The 22,956-nt window shown below is 44.7% G+C and carries 17 protein-coding genes; 4 read left to right on the plus strand and 13 right to left on the minus strand.

Annotation, left to right across the window (positions count from 1 at the left end; all coding sequences use genetic code 11):
• The first annotated feature begins 247 nt into the window (after positions 1 to 247).
• Genes RIL182_RS15085 through RIL182_RS15100 form a run of 4 tightly spaced genes read left to right on the plus strand, consistent with a single transcriptional unit; the run spans position 248 to position 3,491 of the window.
• Positions 248 to 1,399, plus strand: a complete 1,152-nt coding sequence (locus RIL182_RS15085) for an NAD(P)-dependent malic enzyme (protein WP_044998978.1) — start codon at positions 248 to 250, stop codon at positions 1,397 to 1,399.
• The gene (locus RIL182_RS15090) at positions 1,396 to 2,316 is read left to right on the plus strand and encodes a TIGR01212 family radical SAM protein (RefSeq protein WP_118488424.1); all 921 of its coding nucleotides are present in this window, start codon (positions 1,396 to 1,398) and stop codon (positions 2,314 to 2,316) included. Before RIL182_RS15085 ends, RIL182_RS15090 begins: the two co-directional genes overlap by 4 nt.
• A 27-nt stretch (positions 2,317 to 2,343) precedes the next feature.
• Positions 2,344 to 2,859 (plus strand): DUF4364 family protein, encoded by a 516-nt coding sequence (locus RIL182_RS15095; RefSeq protein ID WP_006856933.1) that lies wholly within the window; start codon positions 2,344 to 2,346, stop codon positions 2,857 to 2,859.
• Between the two features lie 11 nt (positions 2,860 to 2,870).
• Positions 2,871 to 3,491, plus strand: a complete 621-nt coding sequence (locus RIL182_RS15100) for a flavin reductase family protein (protein ID WP_006856932.1) — start codon at positions 2,871 to 2,873, stop codon at positions 3,489 to 3,491.
• Between the two features lie 22 nt (positions 3,492 to 3,513).
• On the opposite strand, the gene RIL182_RS15105 is transcribed toward RIL182_RS15100, so the two are convergent.
• The 13 genes from RIL182_RS15105 to RIL182_RS15165 form a co-directional block, all read right to left on the minus strand.
• Positions 3,514 to 5,214, minus strand: coding sequence for a M3 family oligoendopeptidase (locus tag RIL182_RS15105; RefSeq protein ID WP_006856931.1), 1,701 nt, complete (start codon positions 5,212 to 5,214; stop codon positions 3,514 to 3,516).
• Positions 5,215 to 5,277: 63 nt separating this feature from the next.
• Positions 5,278 to 6,459: a hypothetical protein gene (locus RIL182_RS15110; protein WP_118597925.1), complete on the minus strand. Its 1,182-nt coding sequence runs from the start codon at positions 6,457 to 6,459 to the stop codon at positions 5,278 to 5,280.
• Between the two features lie 101 nt (positions 6,460 to 6,560).
• Positions 6,561 to 7,622 (minus strand): ABC transporter substrate-binding protein, encoded by a 1,062-nt coding sequence (locus tag RIL182_RS15115; protein ID WP_006856930.1) that lies wholly within the window; start codon positions 7,620 to 7,622, stop codon positions 6,561 to 6,563.
• 71 nt (positions 7,623 to 7,693) lie between these two features.
• Positions 7,694 to 8,710: an ABC transporter permease subunit gene (locus RIL182_RS15120; protein WP_006856929.1), complete on the minus strand. Its 1,017-nt coding sequence runs from the start codon at positions 8,708 to 8,710 to the stop codon at positions 7,694 to 7,696.
• On the minus strand, positions 8,710 to 9,774 hold the full coding sequence (locus RIL182_RS15125; protein WP_006856928.1) for an ABC transporter permease: 1,065 nt from the start codon (positions 9,772 to 9,774) through the stop codon (positions 8,710 to 8,712). Before RIL182_RS15125 ends, RIL182_RS15120 begins: the two co-directional genes overlap by 1 nt.
• A complete protein-coding gene (locus RIL182_RS15130; RefSeq protein ID WP_015559982.1) occupies positions 9,767 to 11,287 on the minus strand; it encodes a sugar ABC transporter ATP-binding protein in 1,521 nt (506 codons plus the stop codon). Before RIL182_RS15130 ends, RIL182_RS15125 begins: the two co-directional genes overlap by 8 nt.
• 71 nt (positions 11,288 to 11,358) lie before the next feature.
• The gene (locus tag RIL182_RS15135) at positions 11,359 to 12,495 is read right to left on the minus strand and encodes an ABC transporter substrate-binding protein (RefSeq protein ID WP_006859059.1); all 1,137 of its coding nucleotides are present in this window, start codon (positions 12,493 to 12,495) and stop codon (positions 11,359 to 11,361) included.
• A 185-nt stretch (positions 12,496 to 12,680) separates the two neighbouring features.
• On the minus strand, positions 12,681 to 14,138 hold the full coding sequence (locus tag RIL182_RS15140; protein WP_006859060.1) for a sensor histidine kinase: 1,458 nt from the start codon (positions 14,136 to 14,138) through the stop codon (positions 12,681 to 12,683).
• A complete protein-coding gene (locus tag RIL182_RS15145) occupies positions 14,135 to 15,769 on the minus strand; it encodes a response regulator transcription factor (RefSeq protein ID WP_408638721.1) in 1,635 nt (544 codons plus the stop codon). Before RIL182_RS15145 ends, RIL182_RS15140 begins: the two co-directional genes overlap by 4 nt.
• Before the next feature lie 202 nt (positions 15,770 to 15,971).
• Complete coding sequence (locus tag RIL182_RS15150; protein ID WP_006859062.1) at positions 15,972 to 17,465, minus strand: glutamate synthase subunit beta; 1,494 nt, start codon at positions 17,463 to 17,465, stop codon at positions 15,972 to 15,974.
• 59 nt (positions 17,466 to 17,524) lie between these two features.
• On the minus strand, positions 17,525 to 22,099 hold the full coding sequence (gene gltB, locus RIL182_RS15155; protein ID WP_022112245.1) for a glutamate synthase large subunit: 4,575 nt from the start codon (positions 22,097 to 22,099) through the stop codon (positions 17,525 to 17,527).
• 333 nt (positions 22,100 to 22,432) lie between these two features.
• The gene (locus RIL182_RS15160; protein ID WP_006859063.1) at positions 22,433 to 22,660 is read right to left on the minus strand and encodes a DUF6198 family protein; all 228 of its coding nucleotides are present in this window, start codon (positions 22,658 to 22,660) and stop codon (positions 22,433 to 22,435) included.
• Positions 22,632 to 22,913, minus strand: a complete 282-nt coding sequence (locus RIL182_RS15165) for a hypothetical protein (protein ID WP_006859064.1) — start codon at positions 22,911 to 22,913, stop codon at positions 22,632 to 22,634. The genes RIL182_RS15160 and RIL182_RS15165 overlap by 29 nt, the downstream gene beginning before the upstream one ends.
• Positions 22,914 to 22,956: the final 43 nt, after the last annotated feature.

Genomic DNA, 22,956 nt, shown 5'->3' on the forward strand with positions numbered 1-22,956 from the left:
AACAAACATTCCCACGAATTCTCCATCAACTTTTCTTGATTTGTGAAATTGTTAATGTTATCATAAATGAAAACAAGGATAACAGGAGAGATTCTAGTGTGAAAAATAAGCTCGATAGCTTATTTTTCGCACGGCTATTTGTTTCTGAGCAAAAACAAATAGCTTCTATGACAAGGCATAAAAAAGCATGCCTACGAGAATTTGAGATTCTCGTCGCCTCTTCGCAACAAGTTGCTCAGAAATGAGGATTACTATGGAAAATAAAGCATTAGAGATGCATAAACAGTGGAACGGTAAATTAGAGACCGTTGCCAAATCTAAAGTAAAGAGCCGCGAAGATCTCGCGATTGCGTACACACCGGGCGTTGCAGAGCCTTGCAAGGTCATTGCCAAAGATCCTGAGGCAGCTTATACATATACCATGAAAGCCAACACCGTTGCCGTTGTTTCCGACGGAAGTGCCGTGTTAGGCCTCGGCAATATCGGTGCATACGCAGCTATGCCGGTTATGGAGGGCAAATGCGTATTATTCAAGGAATTCGGCAATGTCAACGCTGTTCCGATCTGTCTTGACACACAGGATACCGAAGAGATCATCGCTACCGTTAAGAACATTGCACCGGCATTCGGCGGTATCAACTTGGAGGATATCTCCGCACCACGCTGCTTTGAGATTGAGGAACGTTTAAAAGAAATGCTCGACATTCCGGTATTTCATGACGACCAGCACGGTACTGCCATCGTAGTACTTGCAGGTATCATCAATGCATTAAAGGTGACCGGCAAGAAAAAAGAGGACTGCCGCGTCGTTGTAAACGGTGCTGGATCTGCTGGCGTTGCCATCACAAAATTACTTTTAACATACGGTTTTAAAAATGTGATCATGTGTGACCGTGAGGGCATCATCGGAAAAGATTATCCAAACTTAAACTGGATGCAGCAGAAAATGACCGAAGTAACAAACCTTGCAAATGAGCATGGAACACTTGCCGATGCATTAAAAGGTGCTGATATTTTTGTTGGTGTTTCCGCACCAAACATTGTAACACCGGAGATGGTATCTTCCATGAATCACGATTCCATCCTGTTTGCAATGGCAAACCCGGTACCGGAGATCATGCCGGACGTTGCAAAAGCAGCCGGTGCACGCGTGGTCGGAACCGGAAGAAGTGACTTCCCGAATCAGGTCAACAACGTTGTCGCATTCCCTGGTATCTTCAAAGGCGCCTTAGAGGGACGTGCCACACAGATCACGGAAGAAATGAAACTTGCCGCCGCAGAAGCGATCGCAGGTCTTGTTTCCGAGGATCAGTTATGTGACGAATTTATCATGCCGGAGGCTTTTGACCCGCGTGTCGCAGAAGTTGTAAGCGAAGCTGTCAAATCCCATATCAAATGATGATCTGGGGCGACAAACGGTATCATTCTTTAGATTATGAATTAAAACAGACTTTCGGGGAAAAGGTCTACCGCCTCTCCTTAAACGGCGGTATGACCTGTCCAAACCGCGACGGTACCTTAGACGACCGCGGCTGCATCTTCTGCAGCGCTGGCGGTTCCGGGGATTTTGCCGCCGCGCCTGACTTGTCTGTTCATGCGCAGATTCTTTCCGCCAAAAAACGGATTCAGGCAAAAACAGGCTGTAAAAAGTTCATCGCTTATTTTCAGGCATATACCAATACCTATGCACCGGTAGAATATTTAAGACGGATCTTTACGGAAGCCATTGAAGAACCGGATGTGGTGGCATTGTCCATCGCGACCCGCTGTGACTGTCTTCCACCGGATGTCTTAGATCTCCTCGACGAGTTAAACCGCAGAAAACCGGTCTGGATTGAACTTGGACTTCAGACCATCCACGACAAAACACTTCACGCGATCCGAAGCGGTTTTACCCTCTCCCAGTTTGAGCAGGCAGTATCTGATCTGCATAAAAGAAACATTCCGGTCATTACTCATCTGATCCTTGGACTTCCGGGTGAGACAAAAGAAGATATGCTCTCCTCCGTCCGTTATGTTGGCAGCCTTCCGGTCACCGGAATAAAACTCCAGCTCCTTCATATATTGAAAGGAACCGATCTTGGGACTGCCTATATGGCAGATCCGTTTCCACTTTTTACACTGGAGGAATACTGTGACCTGATTGCAGACTGCATCGCACTGCTGCCGCCGGAGATCGTCATCCACCGGCTCACAGGGGACGGGCCGAGGAATCTTTTACTTGCACCCTTATGGAGCACCGACAAAAAAAGAGTTTTAAATACGATCCAGAAATGCCTGCGTGAGCGTGACCTCTGGCAGGGAAAGAATATCTGATTATAAAAGAAAGAGGGCATCTATATTATGGCAGAACCAATCACAATCTATAAACTGACAATTTTAAACATGCTCGATAAAGTGGATTTTCCATTGACCAACACACAGATATCTAATTTCTTTTTAGAGCAGGATTACACGGATTATTTCCGCGTCCAGCAGGTATTAAGCGATCTTGAGGACGCAAGTCTCATCCACGCAGAATCCACACACAGCAATACACAGTATACCATTACTGCTGCCGGTAAGGAGACGCTTGGTTTTTTCAAAGATAAGATCACGCCTGCAATCGAACGCGACACCACTGCATTCTTAGAAAAAAATAAATTAGAACTGCGCAGCGTTAACTCCATCCTTGCTGATTATTACAAAACACCAAATCAGGATTATGCAGCGCGCTGTCAGTTCCGTGTACATGAAACCAACCTGATCGACCTGACACTTACCGTAAAAACCCGGGAACAGGCGCAGGCGATCTGTGATAACTGGAAAAAACAAAATGAAGACGTCTATGCATATCTCATGGATCTTCTGCTGAAATAAATGGAGGCTTTATGGCAAAACAATATTTCAAACCCGGCAACATGCTCTACCCGCTGCCTGCCGTCATGGTAAGCTGCCAGTATCCTGCCGGAAAAGAGGATGCGCTCTGCACCAATCCAGCCCTTGCCGGGAAACCGAATATCATCACCGTAGCGTGGGCAGGTACCGTGTGTACCAATCCACCGATGTTATCGATCTCTGTCCGCCCGGAACGCTACTCTTACCACATGATCGAAGAATCCGGCGAATTTGTTGTAAATCTGACAACAGAGCAGTTAGTCCGTGCGACCGATTTCTGCGGTGTCCGCTCCGGAAAAGATATTGACAAATTCAAAGAAATGCATCTGACACCGCTCCCCTCGAAGGAGATTTCTGCACCGGGTATTGCGGAAAGCCCGGTCAACATTGAATGTAAAGTGCGGGAGATCAAACCGCTCGGCAGTCACACCATGTTTCTTGCTGATGTGGTGAATGTTACCGTAGACGATAAATTTTTTGATGAAAAAAATACCTTTCATCTCAATGACACCGGACTTGTCACTTACTCCCACGGTGCCTATTTCCTGCTTGGCAAAAAGCTTGGCACCTTCGGATACAGTGTTGCAAAAAAGAAAGCAAAGAAACGGAAATAACCGCCGTTTCTTTGCTTTTTTCTTACATATATTTGCTGTTTAACAAATCATTTTTCGCAAGTTCAATCGCTTTTTCCACTGTGCCCTGTTCAAACGGATTCATCAGATGTGCATAACGCAGTGTCTCTAAATAGCTCATGCTTCCACCGCATTTACAGAGATTTAAGTAATCTTTCCATGCATCCTCATGATTTTTTCTGTCCTTAGTCTTAAACTCCATCGCTCCCATCGTCGTCAGTGTATAGTTGATGTAATAGAACGGGTAGAGATAAATATGCAGCTTGTGATACCAGTAGCCGCCGCGGTCAAAGAAATCATCCGCCTCATATTTTCTCCACGGCATGTAGGTTTCCTCTAATTTCTTCCATGCAAGCGTGCGCTCCTTCGGTGTCATATCCGGATTGCTGTAGCAGATATGCTGGAATTCATCGACTGCAACACCAAACGGTACGAACGTCAGTGCATCCTGCAAATGTGCAAAACGGTATTTATCTGCCTGCTCTCCAAAGAATTTTTCTGCATACGGATAAGCAAACTGTTCCATCGCCATGGAATGGATCTCTGCAATATCCGTGGATTCGCTGTAATATGCTGCGATCGGCTGGCTGCGCATTGCCATATATCCTGCAAACGCATGACCTAACTCGTGTGACAGTACCTGCATATCAAAGATCGTCTGATTGAAACAGGAAAATACAAACGGTGCTTTGTAGCGGTCAAGGGATGTCATATATCCGGTGGATGCCTTGCCCGGTTTGTTTTTTAAGTCCATCAGCTCATGGTCGATCATAAAGTCAATGAATTCTCCTGTCTCAGGGCTTAATTCATGATACATTTTTCTCGCCTGATCCACCATGAAATCATCATCCCCTGCCGGAACTGCATTGCCATCCGGGAATACACGTTTTTCATCATAAAACATCAATGTATCCACGCCGAGACGTTTTCTCTGTGCCTCATATAATTTTTCACACAGAGGTACTAACACGGTACGCACCTGCTCACGGAAAGCAGCTACTTCCTCCATGCCGTAATCGGTACGTCCCTGCTGCATATATCCAACCGGGATAAAGTTCTCATAACCAAGATTTTTTCCCATCTGTGTACGGATTTTGATCAGTTCATCCCAGATTTCCTCGAGGCGTTTTTCATTGCCATGATAAAAATCAGAGTAAGCCTTTACAGCAGCCTTTCGTACTTCACGTTCCTCATGTTCAAAATACTTCTGTACCCCGTACAGGTTTAACGTTTTTCCGTCAAACGGGATTGCTGCGGTTGCCATCATTTTTTCATATTCCCTGCACAGTCTTGACTCCTGCTGCATCAGTGGGATGTTTTCCTCACAGAATGTCTTTTTCTGCAGATCCATCTGTGCAAAATACTGTTTTCCATATTCGTTTTCAATATCGCCGCGGAATTTTGATTCCATCAGGGCATCATTCATAGCCAGAAGCTTCGGCATAACGGTCGGCACCATATCGTTGATATATGCATCTTCTTTTTCATAGAACTCATCTGTAGTGTCTAATGTATGGCGGATGGATGCGATCGTACAGTCCGTCGAAAAATTTTTCGACATTTCTTCCATCTGCTCCATATATCCTTTTAATTCTCCATAGGATGCTGCATTTTTGATCTTTTCCGTGATCTCCTCTGCAAATGCACCTGTTTTTTCAAAATCTGGTCTTTTATATTCCAGTGTGCTGAATTTAAAATCTTCCATGTTTCATTTTGTCCTTTCTTCCTGCATTTCTATATGTTATTGGTCTTTGACCATAACAGACTTTTATTCTGCGCTCTCATTTTTGTCTTTCGCAATGTTTTCTGTCATCTGCTCTTTCACTTCACTTTCAGTTTTCTTCTCATTCTTATGACGGATTTTTTCCCACCATCCAATGATTTTTTCTGCCGGCTGTTCCTGTTCTGATTTCTGCCGTGCTGCTTCCCGCTCCGCTTTGCGTGCTTCCCGTTTCGTACGTCTTTCTTCTTCCTTTTCTTTGCGCACTTTTTCTCTCTGTGCCTTCTTCGCGTTTTTCCGCTGTAATTTTTCAAGTGCTTTTTCTTTCAGACGTACTTCCTTTAACGCTGCCTTTTCCATCTCTTTTATGTAACTGTTTGCTTTTTTGCGGTTGCGCTTATCCACACGGTATGGGTCGTAAGCAAAATAAGATACCGCACCGAGCATCAGAACAACCACGCCAGCGATCACAAAGATCGGAACTAACATATCATATTCCTTAAATTTCAGTTCGTAACATACAAACACCGTCAGCATCACAGGGTAAAGTAACAGATATAAAACCTTGATCAGCACCTCAAAAAACGCTGCCTGTTTCCTGCCATTTGAAAGAAGTGTGCCCTCGATTGCCGTATAAAATGCCATAAAAATACAAAGTTCCGAACCAAATCCATGCAGAACACCGCACACTGCCACTAAGATCAGCGACAAAAAAAACAGCGCAAACGCAGCCCCCTGATACCATGCATTGCGCCGCTCCTCCATGCCCTGAAGTTTATCCTCACTAATACCATGCATCCGGTAAACTTCCGTTCTGATATGGCGCTCAAACTCCTCATTTAGCTTCTGTTCTTCTTTTGTATTCTTCAGATTTGCTTCCACGGAGTCGATCATCTGATTGATATATTCCTGCTGCTGTCTGATCCGCTTGCTGCGAAGCTGCTCTAATTCATTCTGCCGCTTTGCTTCCTCTTCAAGCTTTAAAACTTTCCCGATGCGCGGATTTTTGACTTCCATCTGCATGTAATCCGGTTCTGTTTCCATCTTCACATCTTCGCTCTCTATGATAACCGGATCTTCTACCTGTTCCTGTTCCATAACATTCTCTACATTTACATTTTCCTTTTCTGTGGCACTCTGTTCTTTTGCTTTTTTCTTTTCCACGGCACTCTGTTCTTTTTCAGTTTCAGTTTTCACGGAACTTTGTTCCTGAAATTCCTCTTCTGCCATACTGCTCTTCTCCTCTGTTTTATTTGATTTCCCAGTATAATTTATTTCAATATTATACAAAAATAAAACCAAAGAAGCAATATACACACTTTCCCTATTGTCTAATAGGATCTGTCTTTCAGGATTGATTTCAGATCCATCGTGTAATCAAAATATCCTTCCTCCACATACTGGACTTTATCGACCTCTTCCCCGTTTTCCATATGCCGGATCGTCTGTTCGACCAAAGGGGCTGTCAGCGGATTGCACTCAAAATCAGCCATGATCTTCTCATCCTGCATCACCGTAAGCGCATCTTTTACTGCATCAAATGAGATCACGATCACATCACCATCTGTTCCCATTTTCTTTCCTGCCGCCTCAAGCGCATCGATCACGCCAAACGTCATATTGTCGTTTTCACTGATCACAACATCGATATCATCGTACTTCTCTAAAAAATCTTCCATGACTTCCTGACCTTTTGCCTGTGTAAAATCGCCCGACTGTTTTTCAAGCATCACCCAGTCTGAGTGTTTTTTTAATATTTTTTCAAAACCGTCCGACCGCCCGATCTGTGCGGAGGAACCTGACGTCCCCTGCAGTGTGACTAAATGGATCGTCTCATCTTCTCTTCCCTGTTCTTTTAAATAATTTTCAAGCCACTCCCCCGCCTTTATTCCCTCTTCACAAAAATTACTTCCTACCCAGCAGCTGTAAAGGCTTTCATCGCCGACTTCCACGGTACGGTCAGAGAGAATGACAGGGATTCCTGCCTCCTTTGCCTCCTCAAGCACCGCTTCCCATCCCGTTTCCACAACCGGATCTAAAATAATATAGTCCACATCCTGTAGGATAAAGTTGCGGATCGCCTTGACCTGATTTTCCTGTTTCTGCTGTCCATCCTCAAAAATCAGATAATAACCGTTTTCTTCCGTAAAAATATTTTTAAATGACTGCGTATTCGTTGTTCTCCAGTCTGACTCTGAACCGACCTGTGCATAGCCTACCACAATACACCCATCATGACCTGCCATCTCCTCCGTGTCCAGTCCATTCGTGCGCTGCCCTCTTTTTTCTCCACATCCTGCCAGCAAAAATATTGCCCCAAGTACCGTGATTCCTGCTGATACCCACCTTTTGTTTAACATATCTCCTCCGAACCCATAACCTCTGCTTTTCATTATATACCAAAAAGCCGCCGCACATAAATAGAGAATTTTCTCTGTGCGACAGCTTTTTCTTATTCACTTTATTATTTACTGCTCTCTTTCATCTTTGCAAAAATACTCTGTAACACAATAAAGAAACAAAGTAATGCTGCAACTGCGATGCTCGACCAGGAACTTAAGAGCTTACCATTGGTCTTTACCAGAGTTGAGATTGTACCGTTGATCAGTACACCGAAGAAGGAACCGATCACATTTCCAACTCCTCCGGTCAGGAGCGTTCCACCGATAACGGATGATGCAATGGCATCCATCTCTAATCCAAGTGCCTGCTGCACGTTGCCGGACATGGTATTCAAGCAATAGCAGATACCGCCGATCGAACAGAGGAAAGAAGATAACACATAAGCTTTTAATTTTGTCTTTTTCACATCAAGTCCCATCATGGTCGCTGACTGCTCACTGCCGCCAACTGCATAAAGACTTCTTCCGAATTTGGTGTAGCGGAGCATCAGAAATACCACGACTAACACTACCAGTGCCACAACCACGGAAATACGGATAAACGGTACCTGTACCACGCCTTTACCATTGACATAAGATCCAAACGGAAGTTTGATCTTGGCATTTGCAAGTTTTACAAAAAATTCATTGCTGCTGATCGATACCTGATCCGTACAGATCACAGCCGTCATACCTCTTGCGAAGAACATTCCCGCCATCGTCACAATAAATGGCTGGATATTTAAATATCCGACACAGAAACCCTGTACAATTCCAAATACAACGCCGATCAAAAGGACCAGAATACAAAGAACCACTGCGTTCATGTTCCATCTCTCCATTCCGACCGCAAGAAACATACAGTCCATAGCTACAAGAGAACCAACCGAGATGTCGATTCCGCCTGTCAGCATAACACATGTCATTCCACAGGTAATGCATAAGAGTCCCGCATTATTGATCAGTACATTTAAAAATGTCTGCAGGTGTGTAAATCCCTTATTTGCATAAATCGCACATCCGACTGCATACATGACGAAGAATAAAACGATTGTGATGATCAAAAGTACCGTGTTTCCATTCATTTTCTTTTTCTTCATTATGCGACACCTCCTTTTGCCAGCTGTCTTTTTGCAGACATCTTTTTCATATAATCCTTAAACGGAGGCGCCTGGATCGCAACGATGATGATAACAATGACCGCCTTGTATACCGGTGCCTGTTCGGTGGAAACACCCAGCGCATACAGTGTTGTCGTGATCGCCTGGATCGTATATGCACCGATAATAGAACCGGTAAGACGGAACTTTCCGCCGCCAAGACTGTTACCGCCAAGTGCAACTGCAAGAATTGCATCCAGCTCAAAGTTTAATCCGATATTGTTAGAATCTGCAGAACTGATACGGGAAGATGCCACAATTCCGGCAATTCCGGCGCAAAGTCCACAGACAATGTAGCATAGGAAAATAATTCTTTCTGATTTGATACCTGCAATACGGGAAGCCTTTTTGTTGATACCAACACTCTGTACATATAACCCCAGCGCCGTCTTTTTTAGTATCAGGGAAGTGATTATGATACATACGGCTGCCACAACAATCGGTGTCGGGATAAATCCAAGATATCCACCAAAAATTTTAAAGGAATCCTCTCTTACATACACAATCATATTGTTACATAATAACAGACCGATTGCTCTTGCTGCCGAGAATAAAATAAGCGTTGCGACCATCGGCTGTACATTCAGATACGATACTAAAAATCCGTTAAATGCACCGCAGACACATCCGATCAGGATACCGCCAAGCACTCCGATGATAAGCGGTCTCGCCAGTTCATTCGTGGAGGAAACTCCATAGCCTGCAAGCAGCATACAGCAGAACGACGCTGCCAGTGACATGACCGAACCAACGGAAATATCAGTACCTGCAGAACAGGATACAACCAGAGTCATTCCGATCGCAAGGATCGCGATCTCACTTCCACGGTTTAAGATATCGATCATACGTCCATACAATACTCCGTTTCGAATGGAGATCGTAAAGAAATTAAATGCAAAATTTCCCGATGCAACATCGTAAATGATATTTACCGCCATTACCAATAACATACAAAAGATAGGCAGAAACAGCGGTTTGCTGATCAGTTTCTTTATATTATTCATTTGTGCCACCTCCTGCGATCGCCTGCATTACATGTTCCTGTGTCAGATTATCCGTGATCTCACCGACTTTTTCCCCATCTCTTAATACGACAAGTTTCGAACAGGTTCGAAGCATCTCTTCGATCTCAGAAGAAATAAAGATCAGGCTCTTTCCCTCCTCCGCTAACTGGATCACAAGTTTCTGGATCTCTGTCTTTGTTCCGACATCGATACCACGCGTCGGTTCATCTAAAATTAAAAATTCCGGATCGGTCGCAAGCCAGCGTGCTAAGATCACCTTCTGCTGGTTACCACCGGAGAGCTGTTTAATCAGTGTCTCCCTGTTTGCGGTCTTGATCTGAAGAAGTTCTATGTATTTGTCCGCGATCTCGATCTGCTTACTCATCGGCAGCAGTTTGAATATTCCACGTTTTGCCTGCAGTGCAAGAATAATATTTTCCCTTACCGACAGGTCACCTATGATACCTTCTGCCTTTCTGTCATCCGGCAATAGTCCCATTCCAAGGTTCATGGCATCGATCGGAGCATTGATCTTTACTTCTTTTCCCGCCACTTTCAGTTCTCCGGTCTGATTTTTGTCCGCGCCGTAAATAACACGTGCTAACTCACTTCTACCGGAACCTAAAAGTCCGGTCAATCCGACTACCTCTCCCTTATGGATCTGTAAGTCAAACGGTTTGATTTTTCCTTTATGGCTCAATCCCTTTGCATCGATAAACAGCGGTTCCTTTGAAAAGTCTTTCGCCTGCTCTGTTTTTACGGCCGCAAGATCATCAAAATCTTTTCCCATCATTGCCGCAACCAGACGCACCCTCGGCAGTTCTTCGATTGGATATTCCCCGACTAATTTACCGTTTCTGAGTACTGTGATACGGTCACAGACCGCATAGACCTGCTCTAAAAAATGGGTTACAAACACGATTGCAACTCCCTTTTCTTTCAGCTGACGCATCAGGGTAAATAATTTTTCTACTTCATGGTCATCCAACGATGACGTCGGCTCATCTAAGATAAGTACTTTACATTCCATATCCACCGCTCTCGCGATTGCGATCATCTGCTGCAGGGCAAGTGAATATTCTTCCAGATTCTGCGTTACATCAATTTTTATATCCAGACTGTCCATGATCTTTTCCGATTTTGCGACCATGGTCTTCCAGTCGATCGTTCCAAGTTTTGTTTTCGGTTCCCTTCCAATAAATAAATTCTCTGCAACACTAAGATTCGGGCAAAGATTTACCTCCTGATACACAGTGGAAATGCCCTTTTTCTGTGCATCCAGCGTCGAATGATTGACAACCGGACCATCGATGCCCTCCACATGTATTTCTCCTGCCTCAAATGCATTGATTCCTGTCAGACATTTGATCAGCGTAGATTTTCCGGCACCATTTTCCCCCATCAGTGCCATGATCTCACCTTTGCGTAATGTAAGATCCACATGATCCAATGCTTTTACTCCCGGAAATGTCATGGTTATTCCGCGCATGGTCAATACAACATTACTCTCCATCTTCCTTCACCCTTTCTTTAAAATGGGAGAGACCAGATGGTCTCCCCCGCATTTTATGCCATCAGGTTTGATTAGTACTGTGCATCTACGATTTCTTTTGTGACAACGGTCAGATCCTGATCTTCTCCATTTACATTGATCGTAGAAAGGACATCCTCATTTACGAACCAGTGTTCTGTCATGTATACTTCTTTCTCCGGAGTCTCACCAGCCTGAAGCCGTTTGATAACTTCCTCTACGAACGGAGCTGCAAGCGGGTTACACTCAAAGTCTGCATTGATGTCACCGGACATTACATACTCAAGTCCTGCGGTACATGCATCAAAGGAAACAAGGATCACATCACCATCTACACCGTAGGAGATACCAGCTGCCTTCATTGCATCCATTGCACCGAATGCTTCGTTATCGTTCTGGCATACAACAACATTAAATTTACCTTCATAACTCTTGATGTAGGACTCCATGACTTCCTGTCCGCCTGCCTGTGTGAAATCACCTGTCTGGGAATCTAAGATATTCCATCCATTTGCATCTGCAATCTCTTTAAATCCGTCGGTACGTCCGATCGTTGCGGAAGCTCCGGTAGATCCCTCGATCACAAGTACATTGACATCACTGATGCCCTTTGCATCTGTATATGCTTTTAACCACTCTCCTGCTGCAAGACCTTCTGTCTTGAAGTTAGAACCTACCCATGAAACATATTTATCTGAGTCATCGATCGTACGGTCAATGACAATAACCGGAATTCCTGCTTCCTCGCACTCTGTCAGTACAGTGTCCCATCCGGTTGATACGATCGGATCGATGATGATATAATCAACATCCTGCTCGATAAATCCTCTGACTGCCTCTAACTGTACTGCAGAATCATTATCACAGTCTACAAACTGAAGATCGTATCCATTGTCTGCGGAAAAAACACTTAAACAGGAATCTGTGGAAGCGGTACGCCAGTCAGATTCGTGTCCAACCTGTGCAAAACCAATTGTAACCGTATCACCGCTTGCTGCGGAGCTCTCTGTTCCGGCTGCCTCTGCGCTGTCATCTGTCTGATCTGCAGCAGCTGCATCATCTGTTTTTGCTGCGGCATCATTGGATGCACCCGCATTACCTGTTGACGTGTTTGCGCTGTTTCCGCATCCTGCTAACATTGTTGCCCCTAATGCCATACACATTACCATACTCACCAATTTTCTTTTCATTTCAAAAACCTCCCATAGTTTTTTTAGATTTGGTTTCGTTGCTAACCATGGTCTAATTATAACTGTGAGAGGTTTTTATGAATACCGAATTAAATTTGAATTAAGTATAATTTTTTACTAAATTGTGAACAGCTTTCATATATTTCGGTAAAAAAGTGTATTTTTTTTGGAAAAATGTGTATTTTTTATGAACTGCTTTCTGTTCTTACCGGAATTCTTACCCAGACTTCCGTTTCTTCCCCGTAGGTACTCTGCACTTTCAGTCCATATTCCGTGCCATAATGCAACTGGATGCGTTGATTGACATTAAACAGTCCAAAGCCGTCATTTTCTTTTTTCGTATTGCCATCCTCTTTTAACATCGCGCATACTTCTGCAAGTCTCTGTTTATCCATCCCGATCCCGTTATCTTTTACCTTAAAGATCAAGACATCCGCACAACGCTCCGCCGAGACCGTGATATGTCCCTTTCCACGCTTGTTTTTTATGCCATGGTAAAGTGCATTTTCCACTAACGGCTGAAGTGTCAGTTTGATGACCTCATAACCGTAATATTCCTCCGGGATCGCAATCTCATAATCTAAAATGTCCCGGTAGCGGAACTGCTGGATCTCTAAATAGCTGCGGATATGCTCTGTCTCTTCTTTCACGGAGACAAACTCCCTTCCCTTACTCAAAGAAGTCCTGAAAAATGTGGACAGGGAGGACACCATCATTACGACCTCGTCTGTCTTTTTTGACTCGGCAAGCCAGATGATATTATCGAGCGTGTTATATAAGAAATGAGGATTGATCTGCTCCTGCAGCACCCGAAGCTCTGCTGCCCTTAAATTCAACTCCTCCGTATGGATATCTTCCACAAGGTTGCCGATTTTTTCCACCATCTGGTTAAAACTCTTATTTAGCACCTCAATCTCTTCCGGTCCGGTTTTCACCGCCCGGATTCTGAAATCGCCACCCCCGGCAGCCACTGCGGCATCGCACAGCTCCCCGATTGGTTCTGTGATGCCCGTCACGATTTTTCTGCTGACTGCAAATGCACCCACTAAGATCACCAGTAAAATACCGCTCGTGATCGCAATCGCCTGCTCCACATCATTACGGATCCCACCCCGCAGATCCTCCATGTTCATGCTCTCGTAATAAATATAATACTGGATCTGTTCCTGGATCAGCTCCGTCAGCACCCTGATATTTAAGTCCAAACTCTCCATATTTGTCTCATAAGATCCACTGACTAACGCATCTTCCTCAATCTCCTGCACCCTTTTTTCAAGGGTGTCAAGACTCTTTAAAATTCGCGAGAGACGCTGTTTCGCATATGCGGAATCGGCATCCTCTGCCAATTCCCCAAACACCTCTCTCGCCTCTTTGATCATCTTTTGCGGCTTTTGTGTATCGACTAACTCCTCCGCACGTTCCGAATTAACCACGATAATGTACATCACATAGTCGATATCTTCCTTGAATCCGATGTTATATGCATTTGCCTTTGTGATCTTCTCCACAATATGGTCATATTTTGACGATACATTGTTGATCATAAAAAGCAAATATGTGATCATAACCGTTAGTGGGATCACACAGATAAGAAGCAGCAGATACAACCTGTTTTTTAATGAAAATTTTTTTCTTACGTTCATAATTTTTCCTGTTCCTGCTCTGGTCTGTCACTCCTGTTTCTGTATTCCCGCGGCGTACACCCCTGTGTCTTTTTAAACAGGTTACTGAAATAATGTGCATCCCGGAAACCGACTTCAAATGCAATCTCCGTGGTCTTAGTCCCGGTCGTCCGCAATAACTGTTTTGCCTTATCCATGCGCACCTTTGTCAGATACTCAACAAACGTCACTCCCGTCTCCTGTCCGAATACAGTGCTGAAATGGCTCGAACTTAAATTTACCTCCGAAGCGACCATATTTAAGGAGATATCCTCATGATTATAGTTATCTTCTATGTAGGCTTTTGCATGTTGGATCAGATTGTCATATCTGCGTTCCATGCCCTGCTCCCGCAGTTCGATCACTGCCCCGAACAGATTTTTGATGTACTCCCTCGCCTGTCCTGCAGTGCCAAGAAAAATTTCCATCTTCTGCGCATCTTTGTACTGTTCCAACAGATTTTCACTGGTATATCCGCTTTTTTCCAACACGGAGACCGCGCTCACATACAGATCCATCAGCACATACTGACGCAGCAGAACCGACTGTAAGCTACCATTTGAGATTTTCCGGAAATAATCATCCACAAACCCGGATACTTCCTCTTTTCTTCCTGTATACAAAAACTGTTCCACCTGTCTGCGGTCGATCCCGGACACATTGAGTTCCCCAAGATCTAATGTCTCTTTTGTTTCCATCTCATTTTCTATCTTCTTTACCTGTTCCGTGATCTTATTTTTCTCTAAGGAATACCGCTTTGCAAAAAGAAGATTCGCTTCCTCGTAACATTTTTTGATCTCGCTGAACCGTGTGACCGGTATCCCGTATACCGCGGCATAATCGATCTTATTTTCCCCGCAGAGATATATTTCAAGTTCCTGTTCAATGGCATTTTTCAGCTGTTCAAGCGTCACACCATTTTCCTCTTTCAGTACCAGATGATATTCCCCACAGCTTAGTTTTGCGCAGATCACACTCGAACCGTATGCAAAAAACTGTTCCATATGATCTTCAAATGCTTCATCTTTTTCATAAAACGTCTCCGTCCCATCCTCGAAAAAGAGCTGTAACATAAGAACATTGTAGCGCTCCGCTGCCAGTTCGATCTCCTGTTCTCTGGCCTCTTTTAACACCTCCGAAAAGGAGTGCTCACCGGATACGATATGTCGGAACAGTCTTCTTTTTGTAAGTGTTTTCTGTTCTTTTTCGTTTTTTGTCTCTTCCTGTCTGCCTCTCCTGCCGTAAATTTTTTCTGCGATCCGCCTGATTGCTTCTAAAAGCTGTGCACTGGTCACCGGTTTCAGCAGATAGTCTTCCACACCGATCGAGATAGCTTCTTTTGCATAATCAAACTCACCATATCCGCTCAGAATCAGGATACTCGTATCCGGAAGTTCCTGTTTTACGATCCGGCTAAGTTCCAGTCCATCCATAAAAGGCATCCTGATGTCCGTGATCAGGATGTCCGGTTTTAGTTTCTGAATCATCGGATACGCGAGTTCTCCATCACTCGCCTCACCAACAAATTCAAATCCTTCCTCCTGCCATGCAATATTATTTCGTATCCCCTCCCGCATTACAATCTCATCTTCTGCCAGAAAAATTTTCAACATCGTTTCTGTTTCCCCCATCATATCTTCTTCCCGGACTCCCCATCCGCCGGAAAATCTATATGATGAAAATAGCACATTCCATAAAATGTTTCAATAAACAACTTTTGAAAAAGACCGGAGCCGCATGATTTCATATAGTGTCCCAAATCATGTCACTCCGGTCTTTTATTATATTATTTCCATCAACAATTTTTATTTTTCCCTATTGTACCGACAGGTAAGAATATCCCATCAGACTCTCATCCACCGCATGTGCGACCTCACGTCCCTCACGGATTGCCCACACGACAAGAGACTGTCCTCTGTGCACATCACCTGCTGCAAATACATTTTTCACACTGGTCGCATATGCCCCCTCTGCCGTCGACACGTTCGTCCTTGCATTCAGCTCGACGCCAAACGCATCTGCAACATATTTTTCTGTTCCAAGGAATCCTGCTGCGATTAGAACCAGATCTGCATCCAGTTTCGTCTCGGAACCCGGCACTTCTGACATTACCATGCGTCCGGTTTTTTCATCCTTTTTGCTCTCTAATTTTACGGTGATAATGCCGTTTAAGTTACCGTTTTTATCTTTTAAAAATTCTTTGACTGTTGTCTGGTAAATACGCGGATCATGCCCGAATACAGCAATTGCTTCCTCCTGACCGTAGTCTGTCTTGCAGACTTTCGGCCACTCCGGCCATGGATTGTTCTCTGCCCTCGTATCTGGTGCTTTCGGCATCATTTCAAGCTGAGTCACGCTCGCACAGCCATGGCGGATGGATGTTCCGACACAGTCGTTTCCGGTATCACCGCCACCGATGATGACCACTTTTTTGCCCTTTGCAGAAATATAATTGTTATCTTTCAGGTCGGAATCTAAAAGACTCTTTGTGGTTGCCTTTAAGAAATCCACTGCAAAGTAAATGCCCTTTGCATCACGTCCCGGTGCCTTAATGTCTCGCGGATTTTTTGCACCGCAGGCTAAGATGACGCGGTCATAATCCTTTAATAACTTCGCTGCCTTTACATCTTTTCCGACATTGACGCTGGTTACAAATTCAACGCCCTCTTCTTTCATGATATCCACTTTACGGTCGATCACCCATTTTTCCAGTTTCATGTTCGGGATACCATACATCAAAAGTCCGCCGACACGGTCGTCACGTTCAAACACCGTCACCTGATGCCCACGCTTATTTAACTGGTCTGCTGCGGCAAGTCCTGCAGGACCGGAACCGATGATTGCAACTTTCTTTCCGGTACGCACTCTCGGCGGTTTTGCTGCTGCATATCCTTTTGCGTAAGCATTTTCGATAATTCCGTGCTCATTTGCCTTGCAGGTAACAGGATCTTCCCAGTGACCACAGGTGCAGGCTGCTTCACAGAGAGCCGGGCAGACACGTGATGTAAATTCCGGGAAGTTATTGGTTTTCTTTAAACGGTTATATGCCTGCTCCCAGTTGCCCGTGTAGACAAGATCGTTCCATTCAGGCACCAGATTGTGCAGTGGACATCCACTTGTCATTCCCATGATTGTCATACCTGACTGGCAGAACGGCACACCGCAATTCATACATCTTGCACCCTGAATCTGCTGTTTTTCCATGGAAAGCGGTATATGAAATTCTTTAAAGTTTTTGATGCGCTCTTTTGGCTCGATCGCTTTGGCATCTTCTCTCTCATAATCTATAAATCCAGTTGGTTTTCCCATTATTGATATCCTCCATCATGATGCCATGCGGCATGCCGCCGCACGAACATCTTTCTCATTTAACCTCTTGTGTTTGCATAGAATGCTTCGATCTGCGCCTGTTCTGAGGATAAACCTTTCTCCTCCATCTGAACGATCGCCATCAGCATCCGGTTATAATCGTATGGAATGACCTTTTTGAATTTCGGCAGATATTCGCTGAAATTGTCAAGGATTGCTTTTCCTTTCTCGGAATTGGTCAATGCCACATGCTCTTTGATCATATCCTTTAATTCCATAACATCATATTTATTGGATATTTCTTCGGAAAATACCATTTCTTTGTTCATTCTTGTATACAGATCGTTGTCCTCGTCGAGCACATATGCGATACCGCCGCTCATACCTGCTGCAAAGTTCTTTCCAGTCTTACCGAGGACTACGACACGGCCGCCGGTCATGTATTCACATCCATGGTCGCCGACTCCCTCAACAACTGCGGATGCACCGGAGTTGCGGACACAGAAACGCTCGCCTGCGACACCGCTGATAAATGCTTTTCCGCTGGTTGCACCATAGAGGGCAACGTTACCGATGATGATGTTCTCATCTTTTTTGTATTTCACGCCTGCCGGAGCATAGACAACCAGTTTTCCACCGGAAAGTCCTTTTCCAAAGTAGTCATTGGAATCTCCGACTAACTCTAAGGTCAGTCCTTTCGGGATAAATGCGCCGAAACTCTGTCCGCCTGCGCCGCTGCATTTTACGATAAAGGTATCTTCCGGGAGTCCCTCGCCGCCGTATTTCTTGGTGATCTCGGAACCGAAGATCGTACCGAAGGAACGATCGGTGTTGGTCACTTCCACGTCAATGCTTCTGCGCTGCTGTTTTTCAAGTGCCGGTCCTAACTGTTTTAAGAGCACCGTGATATCTTTTGATTTTTCCAACTCGAAATCATAAACCTGTTTCGGATCAAAGATGACTTTCTTTTTCTGGTCTGCAAACGGGTTGTTTAAGATTTTGGAAAGATCGATCTCTTTCTCCCTGCCGCTTAAATCATCACGAACCTTTAACAGATCGCTTCTGCCGACCATCTCATCGATCGTCTTACAGCCAAGTTTTGCCATGTACTCTCTCAGCTCTGCCGCGATAAAACGCATGAAGTTCTCAACATACTCCGGTTTTCCTGCAAAACGTTTGCGGAGTTCCGGGTTCTGTGTTGCAATACCTGCCGGACAGGTATCCAAGTTACATACACGCATCATGACACAGCCTAAAGTTACAAGCGGTGCGGTCGCAAAACCATATTCTTCTGCGCCGAGCAGCGCTGCGATTGCAACGTCACGTCCGCTCATCAGTTTCCCATCTGTTTCAATGCGGACTTTGTTTCTAAGTCCATTCATGATCAGCGTTTGGTGTGTCTCAGAAAGTCCAAGCTCCCATGGAAGTCCTGCATTGTGGATGGAACTTGCCGGAGCTGCACCGGTACCGCCGTCATAACCGGAGATCAATACAACCTGTGCACCTGCTTTTGCAACACCGGCTGCGACTGTACCAACACCTGCCTCAGATACCAGTTTTACGGTAATTCTCGCATCGCGGTTTGAGTTCTTTAAGTCGAAGATCAGCTGCTCAAGATCCTCGATGGAGTAAATATCGTGATGTGGCGGCGGAGAGATCAGAGCCACGCCCGGAGTGGAAAGTCTGGTCTTTGCGATCCACGGATAAACTTTTTTGCCCGGAAGATGTCCGCCTTCACCAGGTTTTGCCCCCTGTGCCATCTTGATCTGGATCTCCTGTGCACTGACTAAATACTGGCTGGTGACACCGAAACGTCCGGATGCAACCTGTTTGATCGCAGAACAGCGGTTGACACTGCTGTTTTTACTTGCGATACGCTCTGCATCCTCACCACCTTCACCGGAGTTGGATTTTCCATGCAGGCGATTCATTGCGATTGCGAGCGTCTCATGTGCCTCCTGTGAAATGGAACCATAGGACATCGCACCTGTTTTAAATCTCTGTACAATGGAGTCAACACTCTCTACTTCCTCAAGCGGTATACCTTTTTTCGGGTAATTGAAATCCATCAGTCCACGCAGTGTGATCTCTCTTTCTTCCTTATTAACCAGATCCGTGTACTGTTTGAACAGCTCATAGTCACCTCGTCTGGTTGCCTCCTGTAACAGATGGATCGTTGCAGGATTGTAAAGATGCGGGTCTGCTCCGCTTCTCATCTTATGGCGTCCGCGGCTCTCTAAAGTCAGATCGGATTCAAGTCCAAGCGGATCGTAGGCTGCAGAATGAAGCTCATTGACATCATTTTCAATATCCTTTAATGTGATACCACCAATACGGCTGACCGTGTTGGTAAAATATTTGTCAATGACATTTTTATCAATACCGATCGCCTCGAAGATCTTAGAACCCTCGTAAGACTGGATCGTGGAAATACCCATCTTGGATGCGATCTTTACGATACCGTTTAAGATTGCATTGTTGTAATCCTGTACGGCTGCATAGTAATCTTTGTCAAGCATATGCTCGTCCACAAGCTGTTTTACCGTATCCTGTACCAGATATGGGTTGATCGCGCACGCACCATAGCCGAGCAGTGTTGCAAAATGATGTACCTCTCTCGGTTCGCCGGACTCTAAGATCATCGCAACCGATGTTCTCTTTTTCGTTCTTACCAGATGCTGCTGTAAGGCTGAGACAGCAAGCAGTGAAGGAATCGGAACATGGTTCTCATCGATTCCACGGTCAGAAAGGATCAGGATGTTTGCGCCATCTCTGTATGCACGGTCGGCTTCCACAAACAGACGGTCGATTGCCTTTTCAAGGCTTGTGTTTTTATAGTAAATGATCGGGATCACTTCTACTTTAAATCCCGGCACCTTCATGGCTTTGATCTTCATCAGGTCTGTGTTTGTCAGAATCGGGTTATTTACTTTTAGTACCTGGCAGTTCTCTGCCTTCTCCTCTAAGAGGTTACCGTCTTCACCGATATAGACTGTCGTGGATGTTACAACTTTCTCACGGATCGAGTCGATCGGCGGGTTTGTTACCTGTGCAAACAGCTGTTTGAAATAGTTGAATAATGGCTGATGGTCACTTGCAAGTGCAGCAAGCGGTGTATCAATACCCATGGCAGAGGTGCCCTCGCCGCCGTTCTTTGCCATCGGAAGGATTGCTTCACGCAGGGACTCGAATGTATAACCGAAAGCCTTCTGCATTCTCTGGCGCTCTTCCTTGGTGTATTCCGGCACACGCTCGTTCGGGATTTTTAGATCTTCCAGTTTTAAGAGGTTGCGGTCAAGCCATTCACCGTATGGCTGTTTGTTTGCATAAGTTTCTTTCAACTCATCATCGTCGATCACGCGGCCTGCAACGGTATCAACCAGAAGCATTTTACCAGGACGCAGACGCTCTTTTACGAGAATCTTTGTCGGATCGATATCAAGTACACCGACCTCGGAGGAGAGGATCAGATAATCATCATCTGTAATGTAATAACGGGAAGGACGCAGACCGTTGCGGTCAAGCACTGCTCCCATCATATCACCATCGGAGAACAGAATAGATGCAGGTCCGTCCCACGGCTCCATCATCGTCGCATAATACTGATAGAAATCTTTTTTCTTCTGTGACATGATGCGGTTGTTTGCCCATGGCTCCGGGATCATGATCATAACTGCAAGTGGAAGTTCCATGCCGCTCATAACCAGAAATTCCAAGGTATTATCAAGCATTGCGGAGTCGGAACCCTCGGAATTGATAACCGGAAGTACCTTCTGCAGTTCTCCTTTTAAGTGCTCAGACTCCATCGTCTCCTCGCGGGCAAGCATCTTGTCCGCATTACCCTTGATGGTGTTGATCTCACCGTTATGTACGATAAAACGGTTCGGATGCGCTCTCTCCCAGCTTGGATTCGTGTTCGTGGAGAAACGGGAGTGCACGGTTGCGATCGCTGATTCGTAATCTTTATCCTGTAAGTCAGCAAAGAATAAGCGAAGCTGCTCTACTAAGAACATACCTTTGTATACGATGGTTCTGCTGGATAAAGAAACCACATAAGTATCATCGTTGGACTGTTCAAAAACACGTCTTGCCACATACAGTTTGCGGTCAAAATCAAGTCCCTTTGCCACTTCTGCCGGACGTTTGACAAAGCCCTGCATAATATACGGCATACAGTCAACTGCTTTCTGTCCGAGTTTGGTCGGATCGGTTGGAACTTCTCTCCATCCTAAGAACTCCATTCCTTCCTTGTTCACGATGACCTCAAACATTTTCTTCGCCTGGTTGCGTTTTAATTCATCCTGCGGGAAGAAAAACATGCCGACACCGTAATCTCTCTCATCTCCAAGCTCGATGCCAAGTGGTTTTGTCACTTTGGAGAAAAACTTGTGTGATACCTGAAGCAGAATACCAACACCGTCACCTGTCTTGCCCTCTGCATCTTTACCTGCTCTGTGTTTCAAGTTTTCTACGATCTTTAATGCATTCTCTACCGTTGCATGTGTCTTGATACCTTTGATATTGACAACAGCACCGATACCGCAGTTATCATGTTCAAATCTCGGATCATACATTCCGGTTTCTGTCTTACAGCTGCCCGCTACAGAAAAACGGTCTAATTTCTGCTCTTTCATCTTCAACTTCCTTTCTCCATCCACTCATCTGTCTTTGCCTGAAAAACAGTTGTCTTTTGTCGGATTTGTTATGTATTAATATACAACTTTCATATCCGTTTGTCTACCTGTTTTTTCTTCATATTATCTGATAATATGATAATTATATATAATACATGTATATTATCTGTCTTTTTTATTTATTTTCTCTTAAAATAATATCCATACAAACAATTCAATAGAAAAAAGATGCAAAAAAATTTCATTAATTTTTCTGCATCTTCGCATTTTTATTATTTCTATTAAATTGTGTTTAAATTGTATCTGTGTCTTTCCGCTCTTTTACCTGCAGATCTATGCTTCCATGCCTGCCAGATCATCCATTTTTTTCTTAAACCCATGGTTAAAAATTGCGATTACACGTCCGACTCCGATCACTGCCACCACCGTTCCAAGCCCGATTCCGATCAGATGTCCCTGACAGACCAGTCCGACTGTGATCGTGATACAGATGTTGAAGAGGTCAAAACAGTTTTTGGTAAATCCCACACTCTTATGTACCGTGTCTGCGATCGCCTGCATAGCTTCCGGCAAGTTGATTTGGGTATGCCTCCCCAAATACCAGAATCACTGCCGAAAACAGATTCAGAAACCTTGTGAAAATAAGACTTAACGGCAACTGCAGCAGATCCATAAGCAGTGTCAGACGGATGTCCATTTTCTGTGCGTGCATCAAAGTTTCTCCCTCTGCCTTCTGATACCGGAAATGCCGGATCAGATGCAGGATCATCTCCACAAGCACAAACAGTGTGTAGATCACCAGTGTCATATTCATTGTTCTTTCCCTGATTTCTTTCGCTCATCTGTTACAATGTGTT

Origin of the sequence: Roseburia intestinalis L1-82, assembly GCF_900537995.1 — a bacterium.
In the GTDB taxonomy this organism is placed as follows: domain Bacteria; phylum Bacillota; class Clostridia; order Lachnospirales; family Lachnospiraceae; genus Roseburia; species Roseburia intestinalis.